Raw genomic sequence first — 22,842 nt, 5'->3', positions numbered from 1 at the left:
GACGGCTGTGCGGGAACGGGTGGGGAGGCGGGGGCGGGGAGCGGAACGCTGTCGAGCTGTCCATCGGGCCACAGGACGTCCGCCACGATGGTGTGCGCGTCCGTCGTCCCGGTGGCGTCCGTGGTACGGGGGCGGAGGCGGACCCGCGGTATCCGGTCCTCGGACAGAGCGGAGCCCCCGAGGTGGACGGCCGCGGCGTACGGCCGTGCGAAGACCACATCGCCTGGGGTGGAGAGTGTGGGGGTCGCGGACGTGGTGCCGAGGGCGTTGGTGTCGGTTCCGTGGTGCACGTCTGTCTCGTCGAAGCCGGACCCTGAATCCGGGACCGCCGCGGAGCCGGACCGGGAGCCGGAGCCGGACCGGGAATCACGCACCGACCCGGACCCGGACTCGGACCCGGACCCGGACCCGGACTCGGACCCGGAGCCGGACTCGGACCCGGAGCCGGCGGCGGACTCGGGGTTCTCGTCGGAAACGGGCAGCGGAACCAGACCGCTGTGCGGGTACACCTCGCCCTCGGCCACGGCCCATCCCCCCAGCCGCAGTCGCCACGGCCCGGGGTCGTCCCCGGGCGCCGGGTCCACCCGTACCAGCCGGACTTCCACGGTGCCGCGCAGTACGGACGCGACGGTGATCCACGGCCCGAGGCGGTACGCCGTGTCCGGGCCGCCGAAGCAGTCCCAGCGCTCGTCCTCGGGCCAGTGCGCGCGGCTGCGCGACACGGCGACGCGGCCCTCTGCCATGACGCGCTCCAGCGGCCGCCGGTGGCTGGCCCGCCCGTCCGCGTCGAGCAGCACCACCGACGAATCCACCGGCCCGCCGCGCGGATCCGACGGAGTCTCGGGCGCGGCATGCGTCGAGAAGGCGAGCCGCGCGTACAGCGGATCATCGGAGTGCGGCCGGGCCGGATCGGCGTGGTCGCTGCCGTGGTTGACGACGCGCACGACACCGTCGGCGCGGGTTCCGGACACCAGCCAGCCCGGTGCGCGCAGGGTGCGGGCGAAGTCGCCCGACTCGACGGGCAGCGGACTCTCGGGGGCAGTCCACGCCGGATGGCCGTCCGGCAGCAGCAGGCCCGCGAACCCCTTGCTCGCCCAGTACGGAGACGCGGGCCCCGAGTACACCTGAAGGACGGGACGGAACGGCCGGTGCCAGCCCAGTGTCAGCAGCCCCCGCTCGTCGATGGCCCCGTGACCGGTGAAGTGGTCCAGCATCCGGTTCGCCAGCCGGCGTGTCTGGCCGGGCGGCAGCGGCGTCGCGTCGAAGAGCGCGCCGGTCCACACCGGCGCGAGCGCGGCGAAGCGGTACGTCAGCGAGCGGCCCTGGATCAGTGGCGAGCCGTTGCCGCCCACCAGGTACCGGGCATCGTCCAGGAAGCGGCGCAGCCGGGCGCGGTAGCGGTCGAGGAGCCCGTCCGGCGCCTGGTCACCGAGGATGCGGCAGAACCAGAGCGGATAGAAGTGCATGGCCCAGCCGTTGTAGTGGTCGTAGTTGCGGTGTGCGCCGCCGGAGAGCCCGTCGGAGTACCAGCCGTCGCCCGCGTACCAGTCCTCGGTGAGTTCGATGGTGCGGGTGAGATCGCCGGCCCGCCAGGCGCCGCCCGTGGTGCGGGCGAAGGCCTCGGTGATGGCCTGGAACCAGATCCAGTTGTTCCCCGGCATCGTGTTCCCGGCCATGTCGCCCAGCCAGTCGTGGAGTTGATGCCGTGTACGGTCCGGCAGACGGTCCCAGATCCATGGCCTGGTCTCGTGCAGGGCGATGGCGATCGAAGCCGCCTCCACCTTGGCCTGGTTGGACTCGGCGAAGGTGGGCCAGCGTTCCTCGCTCGCGGGGTCGACGCCCGCGACGATCCCGGCCGCGTACCACTCGGCGAGCCCGTGCGGATCGTGGCCGCGCGCGCCGGCCAGCCGGAACGCGGCCAGCAGGAAGGTACGGGCGAAGCCCTCCAGGCCGTCGCTCCAGGAGCCGTTGACACTGGCCGTACCGGGCAGTCCGATCAGCGCGTGACGTTCCGAGGCGTACGGGCGGACCGCGAGCAGGAGCCGGTCGGCGAGCCGTTCCCAGTCCGCCCTGGTGGAGGGGGCCGGGGCCGTGGGGGGTGTGGAGTGCGGCATCAGTGGAGACTCTCCCAGTATTTCTCGTATTCGGCCCGCATCCGGTCGCCGCCCTCGCGGCGCCAGGTCCGCAGTGTGTCGTCCCACGACGACAGCGGATCCCGGCCCTGCATGATGCCCTTGAGGGCGTCGTCGATCCGCTTCTGGAGGCCGCCGCTGGAGGTGACGGCCGTTTCGGAGTACAGCCCCTCGGACGGGTTCTTCACCAGGATGTCCACGGCACGCTTCTGGAACGCGTGCTGCTGCGGGACGACCTCCGGGCGCTCGGGGAAGTACAGCGACTGCGGGGCGTCCGTGACGAAGATCGTCGGCACGGACGTCTCGACGGTCCCGGTCGGGGTCAGCAGCGGGTCGGGTCCTTTGAGCGTGTGGTTGACGCCCTCGACTCCGTACTTGCGCAGCTTGTAGGCGTCGGTGCCGAAGGGCGCCGCCAACGCGTCGCAGAGGCGCAGCAGTTGACGGATGCGCGCGCGGGGTGCCTTCTTGAAGACGAGCGTGGCGAAGCTGGCGTCGCCGGCCCAGTGGGTGCCGGGCCCGCCGTCGAAGCCGGGCGCGAGCATCCCGTCGATCGCGAAGCCTTCCGTGTTCTGCGCGTACTGCCGGTAGAAGTCGTTCCAGCCGGCGTTGCCGTCGTAGTGCAGCGCGATCTGGCCGCTGCCGAACCAGTCCTTGAACTTGCCGAGGACGGTGTAGGCGTCGGGGTGCAGCAGTTGGTCCCGGGTCAGCCGGCGTACGGCGTCCAGGGCCTGCTTGATCTCCTCGGTCTCCAGCCAGGAGGTGAAGCGCCCGCGCTCCTCGCGCCATTTGTTGGGGCCGCCCACCATCTCCATCATGAAGTAGAGCGTGGTCATCGGGTCGCCCAGCGCGTAACGGCTGTGACGCGGCTCGGACAGATCCGCGCACAGCTTCCTGAACTCGGCGAAGCTGCCCGGGTTCGGATCGAGTGACTTCGCCTTGACCCGGTCGGCCCGGTAGTACATCAACGAGCCGGTGTTGGCGCGCGGCATGGGCAGCCCGTAGATGCCGCCGTTGTAGACCGTCGAACGCCAGGACTGCGAAGGGATGTTGGCGAGGTACGGATACTCGCGGACCGCCGGGCCCGACAGATGCTCGGAGAGGTCCTGGAAGAGGGCGTTGAACATGGCGGGACGCTGGGTCGCGGAGGGCAGCACCGCCATGGCGTCGGGCAGGTCACCGCCCGCGATGACCACGGAGAACTTGTTGGGATAGTCCCCGACCGGGACGATCTCCATCGACAGCCCGGTGCCCAGGCCCTCGTCGAGGGCCCGCCAGTAGGTGTTGCGGTCGGGCGGAGGAGGCACGGGATTGAAGATCAGTGTCATGACCGAGACGTCCGGGCCCCTGGCCGGCGGGCCGTCCGGGAAGGCGCGGGCGGGACGCTCCGGATAATGCAGATAGCCGTTGAGTACGCCCTCGGGAGTACCGGCAAGGGGCGCGGCGACGCCTCGGTACGGGATGTACTCGGGCAGCCGGACCCGCGCGTTGTCGGCGAGCGGGAGCGGTGGCCCGCCGTCACCGCATCCGGCGAGGGCCAGCCCGGCGGCGGCGCCGAGCGAGCCGCGCAGCAGATTCCTGCGCGTGAGATACGAGCCCATGTCAGGCCTCTCCTCTGTTGACATCAAGGGCCGAGTGCGACAGCGGCCCGCGGGGTCAGCCCTTGACGGCGCCGATCATCACGCCCTTCGTCAGATGGCGCTGCAGGAAGGGATAGACGATCACGATGGGGACGATGGAGAGCACGAGGATCGCCGCCTGGAGGGCCTGCGAGGGGGGCAGCACCGAGCCCGCGGCCGATGCCTGGCCGGCGCCGATCGCCGAGTTGTTGACGACGTAGGTGCGCAGGACGAGCTGCATGGGCCATTTCGCCGACTCGTTCATATAGAGCATCGCGTTGAAGAACGCGTTCCAGTACGACACCGCGTAGAACAGGCCCACCACGGCGATCGCGGCACGCGAGAGGGGCACCACGACACGGCGCAGGATCTGGGCCGCGTTGGCGCCGTCGATCCGGGCGGCATCGGTGAGTTCGCCGGGGATGCTCATGAAGAACGACCGCAGCACGATCACATTGAACGCGCTGACCATGGTGGGCAGGATCAGTGACCAGTAGCTGTTGATCAGATGCAACTGCTTGATCAGCAGATAGCTGGGGATCACACCGGGCGCGAACAGCATCGAGAACAACAGGGTCATGAGCACGGGCTTGTGGCCGAAGGAGCCCGGCCGGCTCAGCCCGTAGGCGAGGGTGACGCTGGACAGCAGGCTCAGCGCCGTACCGACCGCCGTGACACCGACGCTCACCAGCAGGGCCCGTGACACCAGGCCGCCCTGGAGGATGGCGCGATAGGCGTCGAAGCTGGGATGGTCCGGCCACAGTACGAACCCGCCCGCCTCGTTGACCTGCTGGGTGTCGGCGAGCGAGGTCGCGATGATGGAGAAGAACGGGACGGCGACCAGCAGGCAGCAGATCAGCAGCAGCAGGGATTTGACGGCACGCCAGGGCGGCGAGGCGGGGGTCCGACCGGGGATCGCGCTGTCGACGCGTTTGCGGCGCGGGGTCTTCGGAGCGCTGGTGACGGCCCGGCCGGGTGGGGCGGACCGGTCGGTGGTGGCGGTCTGTGCGGCGTTCATTTGCGGTAGATCCCTTCCTCGCCGAAGAAGTGGGCGAGCCGGTTCGCGCCGAGTACGAGGACCACCCCGACCATGCCCTTGACCAGGCCCACAGCGGCTGACACGCCCCATTGGCCCGCCAGCAGACCGTTGTTGTAGACGTAGGTGTCGAGGACCTCGCTGGATTCGAGCCCCACACCGGTCTGCTGGAGGATGATCTGCTCGAAGCCGACGCTGAGCGCGTCACCGAGCCGGAGGATGAGCAGCAGGACCACGAGCCCGCGCAGGGCCGGCAGGGTCACATGCCAGGTCTGGCGCCAGCGGCCCGCGCCGTCGACCGCCGCCGCCTCGTAGAGGTTGTTGTCGACGCGGGAGAGCGCCGCGAGGAACAGGATCGTGCCCCAGCCGGTGTCCTTCCAGATCACCTGGGACGTGAGCAGCGTCTTGAACAGCTCGGGATCGCCGATGATGTTCCAGGTGCCCAGCTCCTGGGCGCGCAGGAAGACATTGAGCAGACCGCCGTTGCCGAGCATCTGCTGGAACACGGCGACGACGACCACCCACGACAGGAAGTGCGGCAGATACAGGATGTTCTGCACGGCCTTCTTGACCCGCTCGCTCACCAGGCTGTTGAGCGCCAGCGCGAGCAGGATGGGCGCGGGGAAGACGAACACCACCTGGATCAGCAGCAGTTGAACGGTGTTGTTCAGCGCGTGGAGGAACGCGGCGTCGCCGTTGACCAGGACGCGGAAGTTGTCCAGCCCCGTCCAGGCGCTGTGCCAGATCCCGATGAACGGCTGGTAGTCCTGGAACGCGATCACATTGCCGAGCAGCGGCACATAGTGGAACAGCAGGACCACGAAGATGCCGGGCACCGTGAACCAGAACAGCGACCGGTCGCGACGTGCGGACCGTGTGGACATGGACTGCCCTTCGCAAGGGTGGGTTGAGCGAGCGGCGTGCCGACCATGACAATCCATTGGTTTGTCTTACGTCAATGCTTCGTGCGCGTAAAAATCTCTCGCGCAGCGCTCCGGTGATCGTTCTTACGGTGCAGCTCAACCAGCAGGAAGCGGTTTCTTTTCGGCCCTCTGGCTGCGGCTTCTCGACGCACGGTGTGTCCCGGGACGCTCGTCGCGGGCTCCAGAAATTGGCAACTTAGTACTTTTGCAGTTGAGGGGGCGGGTGTTTGGATGTCGCCATGCGTGACATGGACGAGATGAGCAAGCCCGTGCTCAGTGACCGGGACCGTGAGGCCCTGCGAGCCTGGGCCCGCGGCGGTCCCGAGCGGTCCGTTCGCGCCCGTATCGTGTTGGACGCCGAGGCGGGTCTCAGCGTCTCCGGCAGCGCGCGGGCCCTGGGCATCTCCCGCCCCACGGTGACCACATGGCGCAAGCGGTACGCCGCAGAGGGACTGGCGGGTCTGGAGCACCGCCCGCGCAGCGGCCGCCCGCCGCAGGTCGACGAGGCCGATGTCGTCGCCGCGACGCTCGCGGGACCGCCCGCCCCGGCCCGTACCTGGTCGGCCCGCGCACTCGCGGACCGCCTCGGCATCTCGCACACCACACTGACCGGGGTATGGCGCCGGTGGCAGGTCGGACCGGGCGAAGGCAGCCTGCCGACCGTGCCCGCCGACCCCGCCCTGCCCTGCGCGCGGGCCGAACTGCTCGCTGTGTGGGCGAGGGGCGACAGGGCGGTCCTGGTCATCGGCGAGGCCCCCGCGGCGGAGGGGCAGCGCGGCCGGGCCACCGACGCCGACGAGCGACGCGCGCGCCACGCCGCCCTCGCCGCGCAACTCGACCGCGTACGGGACACGGAACCGCCGCGGGCCGGGCCGTCCGCGACCGCTGCCCACGCCCACGCGGTGCCCCCGGGCGGCGTCCCCGCGCCCCGTGACCAGGGCCCCGGAGCCCTGATCGCCACCACCGCCGCGCGCCACCCCCGCCGTACGCTGCACGTCATCGCCTGGGGCGACGAAGCGGCGTACCGCGCGACCACGGACGGGCATCAGGACCACGACGCTCCGCACGAGGCCAACTGGCACCGGGCCGACTCCACCATGAGCTGGTCCGCCACCGCCTGTACGGTCGCCCTCGCCGAACTCGCCCAGTTCCCGGGCCGGTTCAGACCGGTTCTGCACGCGCTGACCGAGGCCGCGCGGGCGTACGCGGACGCGCCGGACGACTCCGCCTTCAGCTGGCAGCGGTCGGAGACCCGCGCGGGGCGGACCCCGCCCCGCCCCGTCCCCCGCGCGTTCAACCAGCTCGCGCTCGGCTCGTACAACGAGAAGCTGGTCATCGAGAGCATCCGCGAGGCCGGGGCGCTCAGCCGGGTCGAGATCGCCGAGCAGACCGGACTCACGCCCCAGGCGGTGTCCCGGATCACCCGCAACCTGCTGACCGCCGGGCTGCTCGCCGAGGACGGCCGGCAGTCGGCCGGCGCCGGCAAACCGAGGGTGCCGCTCCGGCTGAGGCCCGACGCCGCGTCCGCCATCGGGGTCCATCTCGACCCCGAGATGATCAGCGTGGTGGCCGTCGACCTGTGCGGCGGCATCCTCGACCGTCGGCAGATGCACCTGTTCGAGCGGCGCGACCCCGGCTGGTGCCTTGAGCACATGACGCGGCTGGCCCTGGAGTCCGCGGCGGTGGCCCGTCAGGCGTCGGAGGCCCTGCTCGGGGTGGGGGTCGCCGTGCCGGGGCCGGTCGACGCGCGCGCCGGGATCGTCCTCGACCCGCCGCTGTTCGACGGCTGGGAACAGGTGGAGCTCAAGGCGGAGCTGATCGAGCGGCTGGGCACGGCGGTGATCGTGGAGAAGGACGCGACCGCCGCGGCGATCGGTGAACGCTGGCTGGGCGCGGCCGACCGCGCGGGGGACTTCGTCTATCTCTACCTCGGCGCCGGCGCCGGGAGCGGTGCCTTCCTCAACGGCGATGTGTACCGAGGCACGACGGGCAACGCGGGCGAGATGGGCGAACTCTGCGCCATCAGAGCCGGGTTGCTCACCGACGAGGGCGGCCCCCGCATGGTCGCGGAGTGCGCCCCGATGTCGGCGGTCGTCGAACAGGCCGGGGAGGCGGGCCTGATGGTGCCGCGGGGCGACGGCGCGTACGACTGGGTCTGCGAAGCGGCCGCGCGTGGTGACGACCGGGCCGTCACGGTGCTGGAGAACGTGGCGAGGACGGTCGCCCTGGGAGCGGTCGGCATCATCGACCTCCTCGACGTGGAGCTGCTCGTCGTGGGCGGACCGGCCGTCCTGCCGTCCGTCGCCGACCTCTATCTGGGCCAGATCTCCGCCGCCGTCAACCGCTTCCCGGTCGCACGGCGGGTACGCGATGTGCATGTCGCCCAGTCACGCCCGAACCAGGCGGCGGAGGTCGGCGCCGCGTCCAGTGTGTTCCACTCGGCCTTCACCCCCCGTCTGAGCCCGCGCGGCCGTTCGGCGCGGGGAGCGTCGGCGCACGGCTGAGCCGGGGAGCGTCAACGCACGGCTGGGTCAGAGTCATTGACGTATGGCAATCCAATGGATTTACATAGGCGCCTCCCCCCAACCCAAGGGTGCCTCATGCACAGACGCCGAAATCTCGTCCTGAGACTGACCCTCGTCCTCTCCCTCCTGACGGCGGGCCTGTGGTGGTCGGCGACCGCCCTGACCCCCACGGCGCACGCCGCAGCGAACCCGACCGTGAAGAACCGGGTGTACGCCGGCTACCAGGGCTGGTTCAACGCGCCCGGTGACGGCTCGCCGCTCAACGCCTGGCGGCACTGGGCCGGTTCGCAGCCCTCGCCCGGCAACCAGTCCTTCGAGGTCTATCCCGACATGAGCGCCTACCCGGCCTCGGCCCGCTACACCACCGGGTACGCGCCGCTGGGCAATGGCCAGAGCCCCACACTGTTCTCGTCCTACCCGACCGCCGTCGTCGACCAGCACTTCAGCTGGATGCGGCAGTACGGCATCGACGGCGCCGCCCTCCAGCGCTTCGGCAGCGACATCGCCGCTCCCGCCGCGCCGGGAGCGGTGAACCGCAACTCCATCGCCACCAAGGCCCGTGACGCCGCGGAGAAGTACGGCCGTGGCTTCTACGTCGAGTACGACATCAGCGGACTGACCGACGCCAACGTCGAGCAGGTCCTCACGCGCGACTGGACCGACGTCATCACCGGCACGCTCGGCCTCACCGGCTCACCGGCGTACGCCAAGGAGGGCGGCAAGCCCGTCGTCGAGCTGTGGGGCTTCGGCTTCCTCAACCGGCCGGGCACCGCCGCGCAGGCCCAGCGCATCGTGAACTGGTTCAAGGACCAGGGCCTGTACGTCATCGGCGGTGTGCCGCGCGGCTGGCGCACCGACACGGACGCCAAGCCCGGATTCGGCCCGGTGTACCGGTCGTTCGACATGCTCTCGCCCTGGATGGTCGGCAGCACGGCCGACACGACCCCCCAGCTGACGGCCGACCGCGACGCGCTCAACGCGACCGGTCAGGACTACCAGCCCGTCATCTACCCCGGCTTCGCCTGGTCCAACTGGAAGGACGCCCCGCGCAACCAGATCCCGCGCAAGAACGGCGACTACCTGTGGCAGCAGGCCGCCAACGTCCGCAAGGCCGGAGTCCCGCAGGCGTTCATCGCGATGTTCGACGAGTACGACGAGGGCACCGCGATCGCGCCCGCCGCCGAGGACTCCTCGATGATCCCGGCCAACCAGTACTTTCAGACGACCAGTTCGGACGGGAAGTACGTGTCCTCGGACTTCTACCTGCGGCTCGCGGGCAAGGCGACTCGCATGATCACGGGCCAGGACCCGCTGGTCACGCAGGTACCGATCCCGCTGACGACCGGCCCCACCTTCTTCCGTACCAGTGTGGAGAAGGACACGGACGCCATACCGACCTGGACCGACACCCCGGTGCCCGGCGGCACGTCGAACGTGACCGGTCCCGGCGGCAGCGGCTCGCCCGTCCTCGGCGTGGTGACCGGTGAGGACCACCGGCTCGGGCAGTCGGCGCTCCGGATCCAGGGCAGCACCGCCACGACCGCGCACGCCTACGCGTACTTCCAGGCGTTCGACGTGGACATCCCGGTGACCGCGGCGACGAAGCTGTCGTACGAGTTCCTGCCGAAGGACGCGGGCGGACGGAACGTCGCGGTGGACTTCCTGATGACCGACGGCTCCACACTGCGCGACAGTGCCGCGACCACGACGGGCGGCACCGATATGCATCCGGCGGCGCCGAAGGGCAGTGCCGGCGCCTGGACGAAGATCCAGAGCGATGTCGGTCCCGCGCTTGCGGGCAGGACGATCGACAAGATCCTGGTGGGCTTCGACCGCCAGGGGACGTCCGGCGGCTTCCACGCGTACATCGACGACCTCACGGTCTTCAACGGCTGAGCGGCTGACGGGCCGAGCGGCTGCCGGACTGACCGGCTGCCGGACTGACCGGCTGAACGCATACGGGTGCCCCGCGCGCGGATCGCACGCGGGGCACCCGGGCCGTTCGCATCAGGCGATGCGAAGCGACATCAGGCGACGACGTTGCCGTCGTGCAGCTTGCGGATGTCGTTCGCGTCGTAGCCGAGGTCCGCCAGCACCTCGTCCGTGTGCTCGCCGAGCAGCGGCGCGCCCTTGATGTCGGGCTTGAAGCCGGAGAACTTGACCGGGCTGCCGATGGTCAGGTACGTGCCGCGCTCCTTCTGCTCGACCTCGACGATCGTGCCGCTCCTGCGCATGTCGGGGTCCTCGGCCAGCTCCTTCATGCTGAGCACGGGGGCGCAGGGCACCTCCCACTCGCGCAGGATGTCGACCGCCTCGTACTTGGTCTTGTCGGCCAGCCACTTCTCGATCTCGCCGAAGATCTCCATGATGCGCGGCTGGCGGGCCCGGGCGGTCGTGTAGTCCGGGTCCTCGACCCACTCGGGGTGGCCGATGGCCTCAGCGGTGCGCTTCCAGTTCTGCTCCTGGATCGTGAAGTAGATGTAGGCGTTGGGGTCGGTCTCCCAGCCCTTGCACTTCAGGATCCAGCCCGGCTGGCCGCCGCCGCCGGCGTTGCCGCCGCGCGGCACCGCGTCGCCGAACTCGCCGTGCGGGTACTGGGGGTACTCCTCCAGGTAGCCGACCTTCTCCAGGCGCTGCTGGTCACGGAGCTTGACCCGGGTGAGGTTGAGCACGGCGTCCTGCATGGACACCGAGACCTTCTGGCCCAGACCGGTCGCGTTGCGCTGGATGATCGCGGTCAGCAGACCGATCAGCAGGTGCATACCGGTGTTGCTGTCACCGAGGGCCGAACCGCTGATGGTCGGCGGTCCGTCCCAGAAACCTGTGGTGGACGCGGCGCCACCGGCCGCCTGCGCGACGTTCTCGTAGACCTTCAGGTCGTTCCACGACGATTCGTCGTTGAAGCCCTTGACCGAGCCGAAGATCAGACGGGGGTTCAGCTCGTGGATGTGCTCCCAGCTGAGACCCATACGGTCCATGGCGCCCGGCGCGAAGTTCTCGACCAGGATGTCCGACTCGCGGATCAGCTTCTCCATGACCTCCTTGCCCTCGGGGGTCTTGGTGTTGATGGCCAGCGAGCGCTTGTTGCTGTTCAGCATGGTGAAGTACAGCGCGTCGAGGTCGGGGATGTCCCGCAGCTGATTGCGGGTCACGTCGCCGCCCTGGGGGCGCTCGACCTTGATGACGTCGGCGCCGAACCAGGCGAGCATCTGGGTACACGCGGGACCGGCCTGGACCCCGGTGAAGTCGATCACCTTGATTCCGGCGAGCGGCTTGTCACTCATGGTGGCTTCCTTCTCGTGAATGATCTCGGTACGGAGGGTGTGGTGTGCGGGGGAGTGCGGTGAGCCGGTCGCTCACTTCTTCGCCGGCGTGATGTTGCCGACGGTGATGCCCTTCGGGTTGAGATGCGCGATGTGACCGCTCTCGGTGCCGGCCGACGGGTCGATCGCGCAGTCGATGAGCGCCGGGCCGCCCGAGGCCAGCGCCTCGGTGAGGGCCGCCGTGACCTCGGCGGGCGTGGTCGCGCGGTAGCCCTTGCCGCCGAACGCCTCGATCATCTTGTCGTGGCGCGCCTGGAGCATCAGGGTCGTCGGGGACGGGTCGTTCTCCAGCGGGTTGACGTCGTCACCGCGGTAGACGCCGCCGTTGTTCATGATGACGGTGACCACGGGGAGTTGGTAACGGCAGATCGTCTCCAGCTCCATGCCGCTGAACCCGAAGGCGCTGTCGCCCTCCACGGCCACCACCGGCTGACCGCTCTCGACGGCCGCGGCGATCGCGTAGCCCATGCCGATGCCCATGACCCCCCACGTTCCGCTGTCGAGGCGGTGGCGCGGCACATGCATGTCGATCACATTGCGGGCGATGTCCAGCGCGTTGGCGCCCTCGTTGACGAGGTAGGCCTCCGGGTTCTGGTGCAGGACATCACGTACGGCCTTCAGCGCGCCCATGAACTGCATCGGGTGCGGGTCGGCCTTGAGACGCTCCGCCATCTTGGCGACGTTCTGCGCGGAGCGCGCTCCCAGCTCCTCGCGCCAGGCGGCGGGGGCCGTGATCTGACCGGGCTTGGTCCGCTCGGCGAGCGCGTCGAGCACCGACTCGATGTCTCCGACGAGCGGGGCCGCGATGGGCTGGTTGCTGTCCAGCTCCTTGGGCTCGATGTCCACTTGGATGAACTTCGCGTCGGGGTTCCACTGCGGAGCCTCGCCGTGGTTGAGCAGCCAGTTCAGACGCGCGCCCATGAGGACGACGACATCGGCCTTCTTCAGCGCCAGCGAACGGGCGGTGGCCGCGGACTGCGGGTGGTTGTCGGGCAGCAGGCCCTTCGCCATCGACATCGGCACGTACGGAATGCCGGTGGACTCGATGAAGTCCCGGATCTTCTCGTCCGCCTGCGCGTACGCGGCGCCCTTGCCCAGCACGACCAGCGGCCGCCGCGCACCCGCCAGGATCTCGACCGCGCGGTCCACCGCCTCGGGCGCGGGCAGCTGGCGCGGCGCCGGGTCGACGAGACGGCTCAGCGTCCTCGCGCCCTTCTCCTTGTCCATGATGGAGCCGAGCACCGCGGCCGGGATGTCGAGGTACACGCCGCCGGGGCGGCCGGAGATGGCGGTGCGCAGCGCGCGGGCGATACCGCGGCCGATGTCCTCCACCCGGCTCACGCGGTACGCGGCCTTGACGAACGGCTGCGCGGCGGCGAGCTGGTCCATCTCCTCGTAGTCGCCCTGCTTCAGGTCCACGAGGTGGCGCTCGCTCGAACCCGATATCTGCACCATCGGGAAACAGTTCGTGGTGGCGTTCGCGAGCGCCACCAGCCCGTTGAGGAAGCCCGGCGCGGACACGGTCAGCGCCACGCCCGGCCGCTTCGTGAGGTATCCGGCCGCCGCCGCCGCGTGGCCGGCGTTGCTCTCGTGACGGAAGCCGATGTAGCGGATGCCCTGCGCCTGCGCGAGGCGGGCCAGATCGGTGATCGGGATACCGACCAAACCGTAGATGGTGTCCACATCGTTCAGCTTGAGCGCGTCGACGACCAGGTGATACCCGTCGGTGAGCTCGGCCTGAGCGTCGGCGGTCGCCGCGTTCTCCTGTGCGGAAGGGGCGGTCATGGTCCGAGGTCCTCCTTGGGCAGTCATGCCTGATCGGCTTCTCGTCCCACCTTCCGCAGCACGCATCCGCACGTCCAAGACCTATCGGCGACCAGCCGATAAACAGCATTTATCGATCAAGGATCGCCGCAGGTCAGCACCGTGCCGACACCCCCCGCGAAGCCCTTGATAGATCCTCGCTATCGGTTGTTCACCAGCGGGTATTGGACGCCCGCCGCGCGCCCGCGCAAGCTCGCAGACGACAGCTTCATCGGACCTGGTGCGAGGAGGTGTGCACATGGCCGTTCCGACCGAGGCATCGGTGCGCGACGCGGGCCCGTACCGGCCGCCGGCGCTCACCGGCCTCATCGATCTCCTCGACCGGCACGCGCGCGACCGTCCCCGCTCCCGGGCGCTCGTCGTCAGCGGGGACCGCGTACCGCTGTCCTACGGCGGTCTCGCCGCCCTGGCCGGTGACCTCGCCGTCCGGCTCGGCCGCGCGGGGCTGCGCCGCGGTGACGTGGTCGGCCTCGTCTCCGCCAACACCGCTGAGTTCGTCGTCGCGTTGCTGGGCGCCGCACGGGCCGGACTGGTGGTCGCCCCGGTCGATCCCGCGCTGCCCCCGGCACAGCTGACCGACCGGTTCGAGGCGCTGGGGGCGCGGGCGGTCCTCCTCGGCCCGGCCGCGGCCGGCACCGAGCCCGCCGCCCCGGCCGGGGTCCCCGTCTGGCCCCTGCGCGTGGACATCTCCCACGCCGGGACGGCGACGGCCGCGCTCGACACCGGCGCGGGCGCGCCGCCGCCCGCGCGGGGCGCGGCGCGCGAACTCTCCGACCGCGACGCGCTCGTGCTGTTCACCGCGGGCACCACCGGGCGGCCCAAGATGGTGCCGCTGACCCACCTCAACGTGGCCGCGTCCGTACGGGACATCTGCGCCACCTACGAACTGGGCCCCGGCGACGCGACGGTCGCCGTGATGCCCTTCTTCCACGGTCACGGGCTCTTCGCCGCGCTCCTCGCCTCCCTCGCCAGCGGCGGATGCGTGCTGCTGCCCGAGCGGGGACGCTTCACGGCGCACACGTTCTGGGACGACGTACGGGCCGTGTCCGCCAGCTGGTTCACCGCGGTCCCGACCATCCACGAGATCCTCCTCGACCGGTCGGCGGCCGAGTACCCGGGCCCGCGGGCCGCGCCCCTGAAGTTCGTCCGCAGTTGCAGCGCGCCCCTGAACACGGCCACGCAGCGGGCGCTGGAGCGCACGTTCGGCGCGCCGCTGCTGTCCGCGTACGGTATGACCGAGTCCACCCACCAGACGACCAGCGAGCCGCTGCCGGACCGTGGTTATCTGAAGCAGGGCTCCGTCGGCTCTTCGACCGGAGCGCGGCTTCGTGTCGTCGACCCGCACGGACGCACCTGCCCGTCCGGCACCCAGGGCGAGGTGTGGGTGCACGGCCCCACCGTCGCCCGCGGCTATCTCGGCGACCCGGCCGAGACGGCGCGCGCCTTCACCGACGGGTGGTTCCGCACCGGTGACCTGGGCACCCTGGACGCGGACGGCTATCTGTTCCTCACCGGGCACATCAAGAACCTCATCAACCGCGGCGGCGAGAAGATCTCCTCCGAGCACGTCGAGGACGTCCTCGCCGGGTGCCCCGGCGTCGCCGAGGCGGCCGTCTTCCCGATCCCCGACGCGCATGACGGGCAGCGGGTCGGCGCCGCCGTGGTCGTACGCGAGGGCGAGAACCTCGGCTCCGAGCAGATCCTGCGCTACTGCCGCGACCGTCTCTCCGGCGTGGAGGTACCGGACCGGCTCGATGTCGTGGCCGCGCTTCCGCACACCGCCAAGGGCGGGCTCGACCGGCGGGCGGTGGCGGGCCGGTACGCGCACTGACGGCGCGGGGCGCCGGCCCCGGATCCGTCCGGGCACCGTCCGGGACCCGGGATCTGTGCGGACACTGCCCGGCCCGTCCTGGTCGGTTGTGGCCGGACCACCGCATGTCGTCGGACTGCCGGTTGTGGCCGGACCACCGCATGTCGTCGGACTGCCGGTTGTGGCCGGACCACCGCATGTCGTCGGACTGCCGGACGTGGTCGGGCTACCGGACGTGGTGCTCCGGCTCGGTCGGCAGCGGCTGGTCGAAGAACGCGTCCAGCGACAGACCCGTCGCCGCGTTCACGAACGCCCGCGCGGCGATCGAACCGGGCGTCGCCGCGTGGATCGCGACCGAGACCTGCGCCCTGGCGTCCGGGGCGACCAGGCGGACGGCCCGTGTCCTGCCGATCACCGGCATCGCGCGCAGCCACGTGTGCGGCACGATGCTCGCCCACTCGCCGACCCCCACATGCGCGTACAGCGAGGCCACCGAGTCCGTCTCCACCTGCGGGGTCACCACGACCCCGCTCTCCGCGAACACACTGTCGATCAGCTGACGGATCCTCATGTCGGGTGTCAGCAGCGCGAGTGGCAGCTGCGCCGCCTCCGCCCAGGTCATGGTGTGGGTCTGGGGCATCAGCTGGTCGCCCGACGCGAGCAGTACGTACCGCTCCTGGTACAGCGGCACGACCTGAAGGCTCTCCCCGTCCTCGGGCGCGAAGTGCGAGATCGCGGCGTCCAGTTCGAATTCGCGCAGCTGGCGCAGGAGTGTTTTCGCCGACAGCCGGGAGCGCACCTGCACCTTCGCCAGCGGGTGCGCGCCGCAGAAGGCGGCCACGGGCAGTGACAGGGTCGTCGACGCCGTGGGCTCCGTCCCCAGCCGCAGCGTGCCGGTGATGCCCGACTGCACGGCGGCCACCTCGGCCTTGAACGCGTCCTGTTCCGCGAGGATCCGCTTGGCCCACACGACGAGCCGTTCGCCCTCCGGGGTGAGGCCCTCGTAGTTGTGCCCCCGGTTGATCAGTGTGACGTTCAGTTCCCGTTCCAGCTTGGCGATGGCCGCCGAGAGCGCCGGCTGTGACACGTAGCAGGACTCCGCGGCCCGCGCGAAGTGCCTCTCCCTGGCCACGGCCACGAAATACTCCAGCTGCCGGAACAGCATCGGCGACTCCTCCCTGCCCGTGGATCCCTGCCCGCGGATCGTGACGGCACCGGGCCGCGACCTCTCCGGCTCCGGCGACGCCTTCACTCATCCTACTTATCAACCGTTCAATGACCGGCCAACTCGTCATCTCCGGATGCCGCGGAAACCGCTGTCGGCGGCGTACGGGCGTCGCCGGCGGGCGCCGGCCCCATCACATCCGTACATGGCGCTCGATGTCCTCCCGGAACGCGGTGAGCGCCTGATCGGTGAGGGTGGGCCGGGTCTCGGCGATGGCCGCCAGATAGTCGTCCGTACTGGCCGGCGCGCCCCGGCGGTCGACTATCTCCCGTTCGAACGCGGCGTGGGCGCCCTTGCGGGCGGCGAACTCGATGTCGGCGGGGGTGAACATCTCGCTGGCCGCGACCAGCCGCCCCAGGTCCACCTTCTCGCCGGCGGGGCCGAGATAGCGCCGCCAGATCGCCTCCCGGGCGACCGGATCGGGCGGACCGACGGGGATGACGTAGTCGAACCGGCCGGGGCGCAGAAACGCCGGATCGAGGGACCGGACGGAGTTGGTGGCGCAGATCAGCAGCCGGTCGTCGTGGTCACGGAAGCCGGGGATCAGCTTCAGCAGCTCGTTGGTGACCCCGTGCCCGGGATCGACGGCCAGACCGGAGCGGGCGGCGGCGATCTCCTCGACCTCGTCGATGAACAGCAGTACGGTCTCCAGCTCGGCCAGATCGGCGAAGGCCTCCCGCAGCGAGGTGGCCAGGCCCCCCGCACCGGCCGCCGCGAGCCGGGAGGGGAAGAGTTCCACGAACGGCCAGTCCAGCCGGGAGGCGACGGCCTTGGCGAAGGTGGTCTTGCCGGTGCCCGGCGGTCCGAAGAGGATGACCGCCTTCGGCGGCGTCACCCCGTACCGGTCGGCCAGAGCGGGCTCGGTCAGGGGCAGTACGATCCGCCGCTCGATCGTCTCCTTCTCCCGCGCCATTCCGGCGAGGGCGTCCCAGAGCCCCTGCGGCATCACCCTCCCGCCAAGTTCGGTGAGCAGCCCCGCGTCACCCGCGCCGAGGTGCTCGACCTTCTCGTAGAAGACGAGCCCCTCGCGCGTCCGGTAGCCGGAGTTCAGCAGCGCGGTGTCCCCGGTGGCGCCCGGGGCGAGGAGCGCGCCGATCCGGCGTACCCCGTGGACGCGCAGGCGCCGCTCCAGCTCGGCGATGAGGGCGCTGCCGATCCCGCGGTGACGCCACGCCGCGGCGAGCGCCACCAGTGTGATCCAGGCCCGCTCGCCCTGGGTCCGCGCCACCGCCATCCCCACCAGGTCGTCGCCGACCACGGCGACCACGGCGGGCTCACCGGTCCTGGCCGCCGCCATGACCTCGGAAACGGGGAAGACGGGCGGCGCGTCGTCCTGCCGGTCCTGGTCCCAGATCTGGATCGCGTTGTCCAGATCGTCGTCGTGGAAGTCACGCAGTCGCCACGTCGGCATCATCCGCCACCTCGCCGGCGGGCCGCCGCACGCCTCGGGGGCGACCCCGGTCATGTGCTGCCGGACGGCAGCCATGGTCCTGACCGTCCTCATTGTCCGCGCAGGGCGGGCACCCGGCGAACGGGACGCGTGGCCGCGCCGCGCCCCGCGGCTCAGGCGTCGGCGGACGAGGCGGCGGCCTGCGGCGCGGTCGTGGCACCGGGGCGGCCGGGCAGCAGCGGAGAGGCGGCCAGCATGACCAGGGTGACCGCGCACACGAACCAGTAGGCGCCCTGGAACCCACCGGTCCCGGCGCCGCCGTCGGCCGCGGCGTCACCGCCGGCGGCCGCCAGGATCAAGGCGACGCAGGCGACCCCGAGCGCTCCGCCCAGCTGGTTGAAGTTGTAGACGACGGAACTGCCCTGTGGCACCTTCTCCTGCGGCAGCGTCCGGTACAGCGACCCCATGGTCGGCGCGCCGACGCAGCCCAGGCCCAGGCCGACGGTGAACGCGGCGAGCACCGACCACACTTCACCGCCGTCCGCGCCGATACGGGTGAGACCGTACGCGGCGAGCGCCGCCACGACCGCACCGGCTCGTACCAGTCCGCGCGCTCCCAGCCGGTCGCTCAGGCGTCCGGCCAGAGGCATGGCGAGCGCCGATCCGAGACCCAGCGGCGCGACCAGCAGCCCGGCCGCGCGGGCGCCGTGCCCGTGCGACACCTGGTAGGAGAGCGGCAGGGTGAACAGGACCGCGAACGTGGCCAGTCCGACGAGTCCCTGCACGGTCACGCTCGCGGCGAAACCGCGGCCGGCGAACAGCCGGATGTCGATCAGCGGTTCGGTACGGCGGACTCGCAGCGCGTGGATCACGTACCCGACGAGGAGCACGGCGCCGAGGACCAGGGGGATGAGCACGGAGGGAGCCGTGAACCGGGCGCGCTCGCCCGCCTCCGTGAGGGCGAACAGGACCGCCGCGAACCCGGGAGCCATCAGCAGGGCGCCGACGATGTCGAGCCGAGGCCCGGACCCGCGCGCGACGGGCGGTCCGGCCGGGATCACCCGCAGGGCGAGCGCGACCGCCAGGATCCCGATGGGCAGGTTGATGAAGAACATCGAGCGCCAGTCCATGGATTCGAGCACGACCCCGCCCAGTACGGGACCGAGCACCGGCCCGAGCGACAGGACCACGCCCATCATGCCCATCACGCGCCCCGCCCGGCCGGGGCCCGCCGCTCGCGCCAGGATCACCAGGACCAGCGGGTCGACGACACCGGCGCCGACCCCCTGGACGACCCGGAAGGCGACCAGACTCCCCACGTTCCAGGCGAGCGCGGAGGCGAGCGAGCCGACGAGGAACAGCGCCAGTCCGAACAGCCAGAGCCTTCTGACGCCGAACCGGCCGACCGCCCAGCTCGTGACGGGGATGGTGACCGTGAGCGCGAGCAGATAGCCGGTCGTCGCCCAACTGACGGCGCTCAGCGAGGTGTTGAACTCGCCGGCGAGGGTATCGGCCGCGACCGTGACCATCGTGCTGTCGAGGATCCCCATGATCCCGCCCAGCAGAGTCACCCCGATGAGCCGTAACAGTCCGGGATCGAGGCGGTCGGGACGGTCATCTTCGACGTGAGACGTCACTTTCCCGCTCCATTGAGAGTGAATAGCCAATATTTTTGAACCATGCGGTTCAACATAACGACCTGCCCAGTCCAGTGGCAACCAGCCAGACCAGAAGATTGAACCGATCGGTTCATGTACTGCTGCGACCCGGTACGATGACGGGGTGAACGGAGTCAGGACCTCGGACGCGGGCGGGCGTGAGGCGCCGCGCGGGCGCGTCGACAAGCGGCAGGCCATCCTCGAAGCCGCGTTCAGGACGTTCGCCCGCGAGGGGTACGGACAGTCCTGCGTACGGGAGATCGCCGCCGAGGCGGGCGTGGCCAAGCCGACCATCTACAACCACTTCGGGGACAAGGAGACGCTGTTCCGCGAGGCGATGCTGGCCGCCGTCGGCCGTACGAGCGGCGCGGGGCTCGCCGCGCTCGACCGGCTGCGGGAGCCCGACGGGGATATGCGCCCGCTGCTGGAGGAAACCGGTCACCGCATCCTGAAGAACCACTGCGACCCGGAGTCCCGGGCGCTGCGCCGGCTGCTGAACGCCGAAGCGGCCCGGTTCCCCGACCTGTTGGAGACCGTCCAGCGCGAGGGCGCACAGCGCCTCCACGACGCGCTCGCCGACCGCCTGGCGCGTTTCGCGCTCTCCGGGCGGCTGGGCACCGGCGACCCCGACCTGGCGGCCGAACAGTTCCTCGCGCTGCTCACGGGCCCGCTGGAGCTGCGCACGCGGCTGGGCACCCGCGAGGTGTCCGACGCCGAGCTGCGCACCGTGGCGCGGGCCGCGGTCGATACGTTCCTGCGCGCCTACGCTCCCCGCGCCGTGGACGCTCCGTAGTCCCTTCGGAGACAGCGCGCGGTGTTCTGACGGGCCACATGGGGTAAATATCGACCAAAGGGGCCTGTCTGGGCGAAGTCGTCATCTTGTTTCACGGTCCGCGGAGGGCCCCGGTCGTCCGAGCACCTGAAGGGCAGCGGCCCGACGGGGAGAGTGGGCATATGGATGACGCGCGCGGCGTGGTCTCCGGGGAAGCATGGGACGCGTCCCCGATGGGCGGGGGGTGGGCCACGGCTGCGGTCGACGCGAAGGGTGTGATCGCGCGGTGGAGCCCCGGCGCCGAGGCGCTGCTTGGTTTCCGGGCCGCCGAAACCGTGGGCCACGCGGCCGGGGCGCTGCTCTCGGCCGATCCGCCCGACTCCGCCCGCCGGGCGCTGGCCGGCGGGGAGCCGTGGAGCGGCAGGGTGACGGCGCGCCACCGGGACGGCGGCCGACGCGAGGTGCAGCTGCTCGCGTTCCCGCTGCGCACCGGCGAGGAGAGCACCCGCTGGCTGCTGGCCGCCGCCGTGGCGTCACCGGACCCCGGTCACGAAGAGGCCCTGATGCGGCAGGCGTTCACCGAGTCCGGGGTGCCGATCGCGATCTACGGCACGGACCTGCGGCTGCTGCACGCCAACGAGGAACTGTGCCGGGTCATCGGCCGCACGGAGGACGACATGCGGGCGCGGGGGACCGGCTTCCTGCCCGAGAGCCATACCAACGCCGAGGTCGTGCGGGCGCTGCGGACGGTGCTGCGCACGGGCGAGCCGGTGGACGCCCGGACGTTCCACCGGGCGTCGATCGACAAACGTGATCGCGCCTGGGCGCTCTCCCTCGCCCCGCTCAAGGACCGGGACGGCCATGTGACCGCCGTCGTGCTCACCGGATTCGAGATCAGCGAGGAGTACTGGGCCCGCGAGGGCCTCGCCCTGCTGAACGAGGCCGGCATGCGGATCGGCACCACCCTGGACGTGACGCGCACCGCGGAGGAGCTTGCCAGTACGCCCGTGCCCCGGTTCGCGGACTTCATCAGCGTCGATCTGCTCGACTCGGTGCTGCGCGGGGACGAGCCCGCCCCCGGCCCCCTCTCCGGCGTGGTCCCGATGCGCAGGGTCGCGCACGAGTCCGCCCACGGACGGGAGGCTCCGGAGGCCGCACTCCGTGTCGGAGAGGCCGCGCGCTACCCGGAGGCGTCGCCGCCCGCCCGCTGCCTGGCCACCGGCCGGGCCGTGCTCACCGGCCCGTGGGACCCCGACTACCGCGCCTGGATGGCCGAGCGCGCGCGGGACGGGCTGCCCGACCTCCGCGTCCACTCGCTGGTCGCGGCGCCGCTGGTCGCCCGTGGAAGCACCCTGGGCGTGGCCCTCTTCTCCCGCCGGCTGCGCGCGACGACCTTCGCCGAGGACGATCTGACCCTCGCCCAGCAGCTGGTGGGCCGCGCCGCCGTCAGTATCGACAACGCCCGCCGCTACACCCGCGAGCGCGGCACCGCCGAGACCCTTCAGCGCAGCCTGCTGCCGCGCGGGCTGTCCCCGCAGTCGGCCGTCGAGGTCGCCACCCGCTATCTGCCCGCCGACTCCCAGTACGGCGTGGGCGGCGACTGGTTCGACGTCATCCCGCTCTCCGGCTCCCGGGTGGCACTCGTCGTCGGCGATGTCGTCGGACACGGCATCCACGCCTCCGCCACCATGGGACGGCTGCGCACGGCCGTCCGTACCCTCGCGGACATCGATCTGCCCCCGGACGAACTCCTCACCCATCTCGACGACGTGGTGGGCCGGCTCGCCTCGGAGAGCAGTGATCCGGTCACCGACGCGGACATCGGCGCCAGCTGTCTGTACGCGGTGTACGACCCGGTCTCCCGCCGCCTCTGCGCCGCCAGGGCCGGCCATCCGCCGCCCGCCCTGGCCACCCCCGACGGCACGGTCAGCCTGCTCGAACTGCCCAGCGGCCCACCCCTGGGCCTGGGCGATCTGCCTTTCGAATCGGCCGGGTTCGAGATCCCGGAGGGCAGCACGCTCGTCCTGTACACCGACGGTCTGATCGAGGACCGCACGCATGACATCACCGCCGGCGTCAACGGGCTGTGCGAGATCCTGACCCATCCCTCGCCCTCGCTGGAGACCACCTGCGACACCGTGCTCCGTACGCTGCTCTCGCCGCGCCCCGTGGACGATGTGGCCCTGCTCGTCGCCCGCACCCACGTCCTCGACGCCAGCCAGGTGGTCACCTGGAACCTGCCCGCGGAGCCCGCGCTGGTCGCCGACGCCCGCGACCACGCGATCAGCCAACTCGTCGCCTGGGGGCTGGAAGAGCTGAGCTTCACCACCGAGCTGGTGGTCAGCGAGCTGTTCACCAACGCCATCCTGCACGGCGCGGGCCCGGTCCAGCTGCGGCTGATCCGTGACCGCGCGCTCACCTGCGAGGTCTCCGACACCAGCACCACGGCGCCGCATCTGCGCCGGGCCCGGGTCTACGACGAGGGCGGCCGCGGCCTGCTGCTGGTCGCCCAGCTCACCGACCGCTGGGGCACCCGCCAGATTCCGAGCGGCAAGGCCATCTGGGCGGAAATGGCGCTTCCCACGGGGTGACCGGCGGCGGAGCCGGA

The 22,842-nt window shown here is 71.1% G+C and carries 14 protein-coding genes and 1 pseudogene; 6 read left to right on the top strand and 9 right to left on the bottom strand.

From position 1 onward, the window contains the following. Nucleotides 1–87: 87 nt before the first annotated feature. A complete protein-coding gene (locus ACZ7LS_RS17405; RefSeq protein WP_385136228.1) occupies nt 88–1,128 on the top strand; it encodes an IgG-binding virulence factor TspB family protein in 1,041 nt (346 codons plus the stop codon). On the opposite strand, the pseudogene ACZ7LS_RS17400 reads toward ACZ7LS_RS17405, so the two are convergent. The 4 genes and pseudogenes from ACZ7LS_RS17400 to ACZ7LS_RS17385 form a co-directional block, all read right to left on the bottom strand. Further along, a pseudogene (locus ACZ7LS_RS17400) lies at nt 1,086–2,114 on the bottom strand (DUF2264 domain-containing protein); the annotation flags it as partial. The gene ACZ7LS_RS17405 and the pseudogene ACZ7LS_RS17400 sit on opposite strands and share 43 nt — an antisense overlap. Further along, entirely contained in the window at nt 2,114–3,730 is a 1,617-nt protein-coding gene (locus ACZ7LS_RS17395; RefSeq protein ID WP_382515964.1) for an extracellular solute-binding protein, read from the bottom strand. The gene ACZ7LS_RS17395 and the pseudogene ACZ7LS_RS17400, both read right to left, overlap by 1 nt. 55 nt (nt 3,731–3,785) lie before the next feature. Continuing rightward, a complete protein-coding gene (locus tag ACZ7LS_RS17390) occupies nt 3,786–4,766 on the bottom strand; it encodes a carbohydrate ABC transporter permease (protein ID WP_385136219.1) in 981 nt (326 codons plus the stop codon). Continuing rightward, nucleotides 4,763–5,668 carry an ABC transporter permease gene (locus ACZ7LS_RS17385; protein WP_382515970.1) on the bottom strand — a complete coding sequence of 302 codons (906 nt, stop codon included), beginning with the start codon at nt 5,666–5,668 and terminating at the stop codon, nt 4,763–4,765. The genes ACZ7LS_RS17390 and ACZ7LS_RS17385 overlap by 4 nt, the downstream gene beginning before the upstream one ends. Before the next feature lie 278 nt (nt 5,669–5,946). On the opposite strand from ACZ7LS_RS17385, the gene ACZ7LS_RS17380 reads away from it, so the two are divergent. Continuing rightward, nucleotides 5,947–8,211, top strand: coding sequence for an ROK family protein (locus ACZ7LS_RS17380; protein WP_385136216.1), 2,265 nt, complete (start codon nt 5,947–5,949; stop codon nt 8,209–8,211). A 96-nt stretch (nt 8,212–8,307) separates the two neighbouring features. Further along, entirely contained in the window at nt 8,308–10,128 is a 1,821-nt protein-coding gene (locus ACZ7LS_RS17375) for a glycoside hydrolase family 99 protein (protein WP_385136213.1), read from the top strand. 131 nt (nt 10,129–10,259) lie between these two features. Here ACZ7LS_RS17375 and frc read toward each other — a convergent pair whose 3' ends face one another. After that, complete coding sequence (gene frc / locus ACZ7LS_RS17370; protein ID WP_382515979.1) at nt 10,260–11,516, bottom strand: formyl-CoA transferase; 1,257 nt, start codon at nt 11,514–11,516, stop codon at nt 10,260–10,262. Nucleotides 11,517–11,588: 72 nt separating this feature from the next. Then, the gene (gene oxc, locus ACZ7LS_RS17365) at nt 11,589–13,340 is read right to left on the bottom strand and encodes an oxalyl-CoA decarboxylase (protein ID WP_382515981.1); all 1,752 of its coding nucleotides are present in this window, start codon (nt 13,338–13,340) and stop codon (nt 11,589–11,591) included. A 277-nt stretch (nt 13,341–13,617) separates the two neighbouring features. Between oxc and ACZ7LS_RS17360 the strand changes: the two genes are divergently transcribed. Further along, nucleotides 13,618–15,210: a FadD7 family fatty acid--CoA ligase gene (locus ACZ7LS_RS17360; RefSeq protein WP_382665197.1), complete on the top strand. Its 1,593-nt coding sequence runs from the start codon at nt 13,618–13,620 to the stop codon at nt 15,208–15,210. Between the two features lie 205 nt (nt 15,211–15,415). Here the strand turns inward: ACZ7LS_RS17360 and ACZ7LS_RS17355 are convergent, their stop codons facing one another. The 3 genes from ACZ7LS_RS17355 to ACZ7LS_RS17345 form a co-directional block, all read right to left on the bottom strand. Continuing rightward, entirely contained in the window at nt 15,416–16,354 is a 939-nt protein-coding gene (locus ACZ7LS_RS17355; protein WP_382515986.1) for a LysR family transcriptional regulator, read from the bottom strand. A gap of 193 nt (nt 16,355–16,547) precedes the next feature. Continuing rightward, nucleotides 16,548–17,825, bottom strand: a complete 1,278-nt coding sequence (locus ACZ7LS_RS17350) for an ATP-binding protein (protein WP_385136225.1) — start codon at nt 17,823–17,825, stop codon at nt 16,548–16,550. Nucleotides 17,826–17,977: 152 nt separating this feature from the next. Then, complete coding sequence (locus ACZ7LS_RS17345) at nt 17,978–19,441, bottom strand: DHA2 family efflux MFS transporter permease subunit (protein ID WP_385136208.1); 1,464 nt, start codon at nt 19,439–19,441, stop codon at nt 17,978–17,980. A gap of 145 nt (nt 19,442–19,586) precedes the next feature. Here ACZ7LS_RS17345 and ACZ7LS_RS17340 point away from each other — a divergent pair, with 145 nt between their 5' ends. Beyond that, nucleotides 19,587–20,255 carry a TetR/AcrR family transcriptional regulator gene (locus ACZ7LS_RS17340; RefSeq protein WP_385136205.1) on the top strand — a complete coding sequence of 223 codons (669 nt, stop codon included), beginning with the start codon at nt 19,587–19,589 and terminating at the stop codon, nt 20,253–20,255. A gap of 161 nt (nt 20,256–20,416) precedes the next feature. After that, on the top strand, nt 20,417–22,825 hold the full coding sequence (locus ACZ7LS_RS17335; protein ID WP_382515994.1) for a SpoIIE family protein phosphatase: 2,409 nt from the start codon (nt 20,417–20,419) through the stop codon (nt 22,823–22,825). The last annotated feature ends 17 nt before the right edge of the window (nt 22,826–22,842 follow it).

The organism is Streptomyces sp. NPDC039430 (assembly GCF_055639435.1).
The sequence above is the reverse complement of the archived record's forward strand: the minus strand, read 5'-3'. Positions and strand labels throughout refer to the sequence as shown.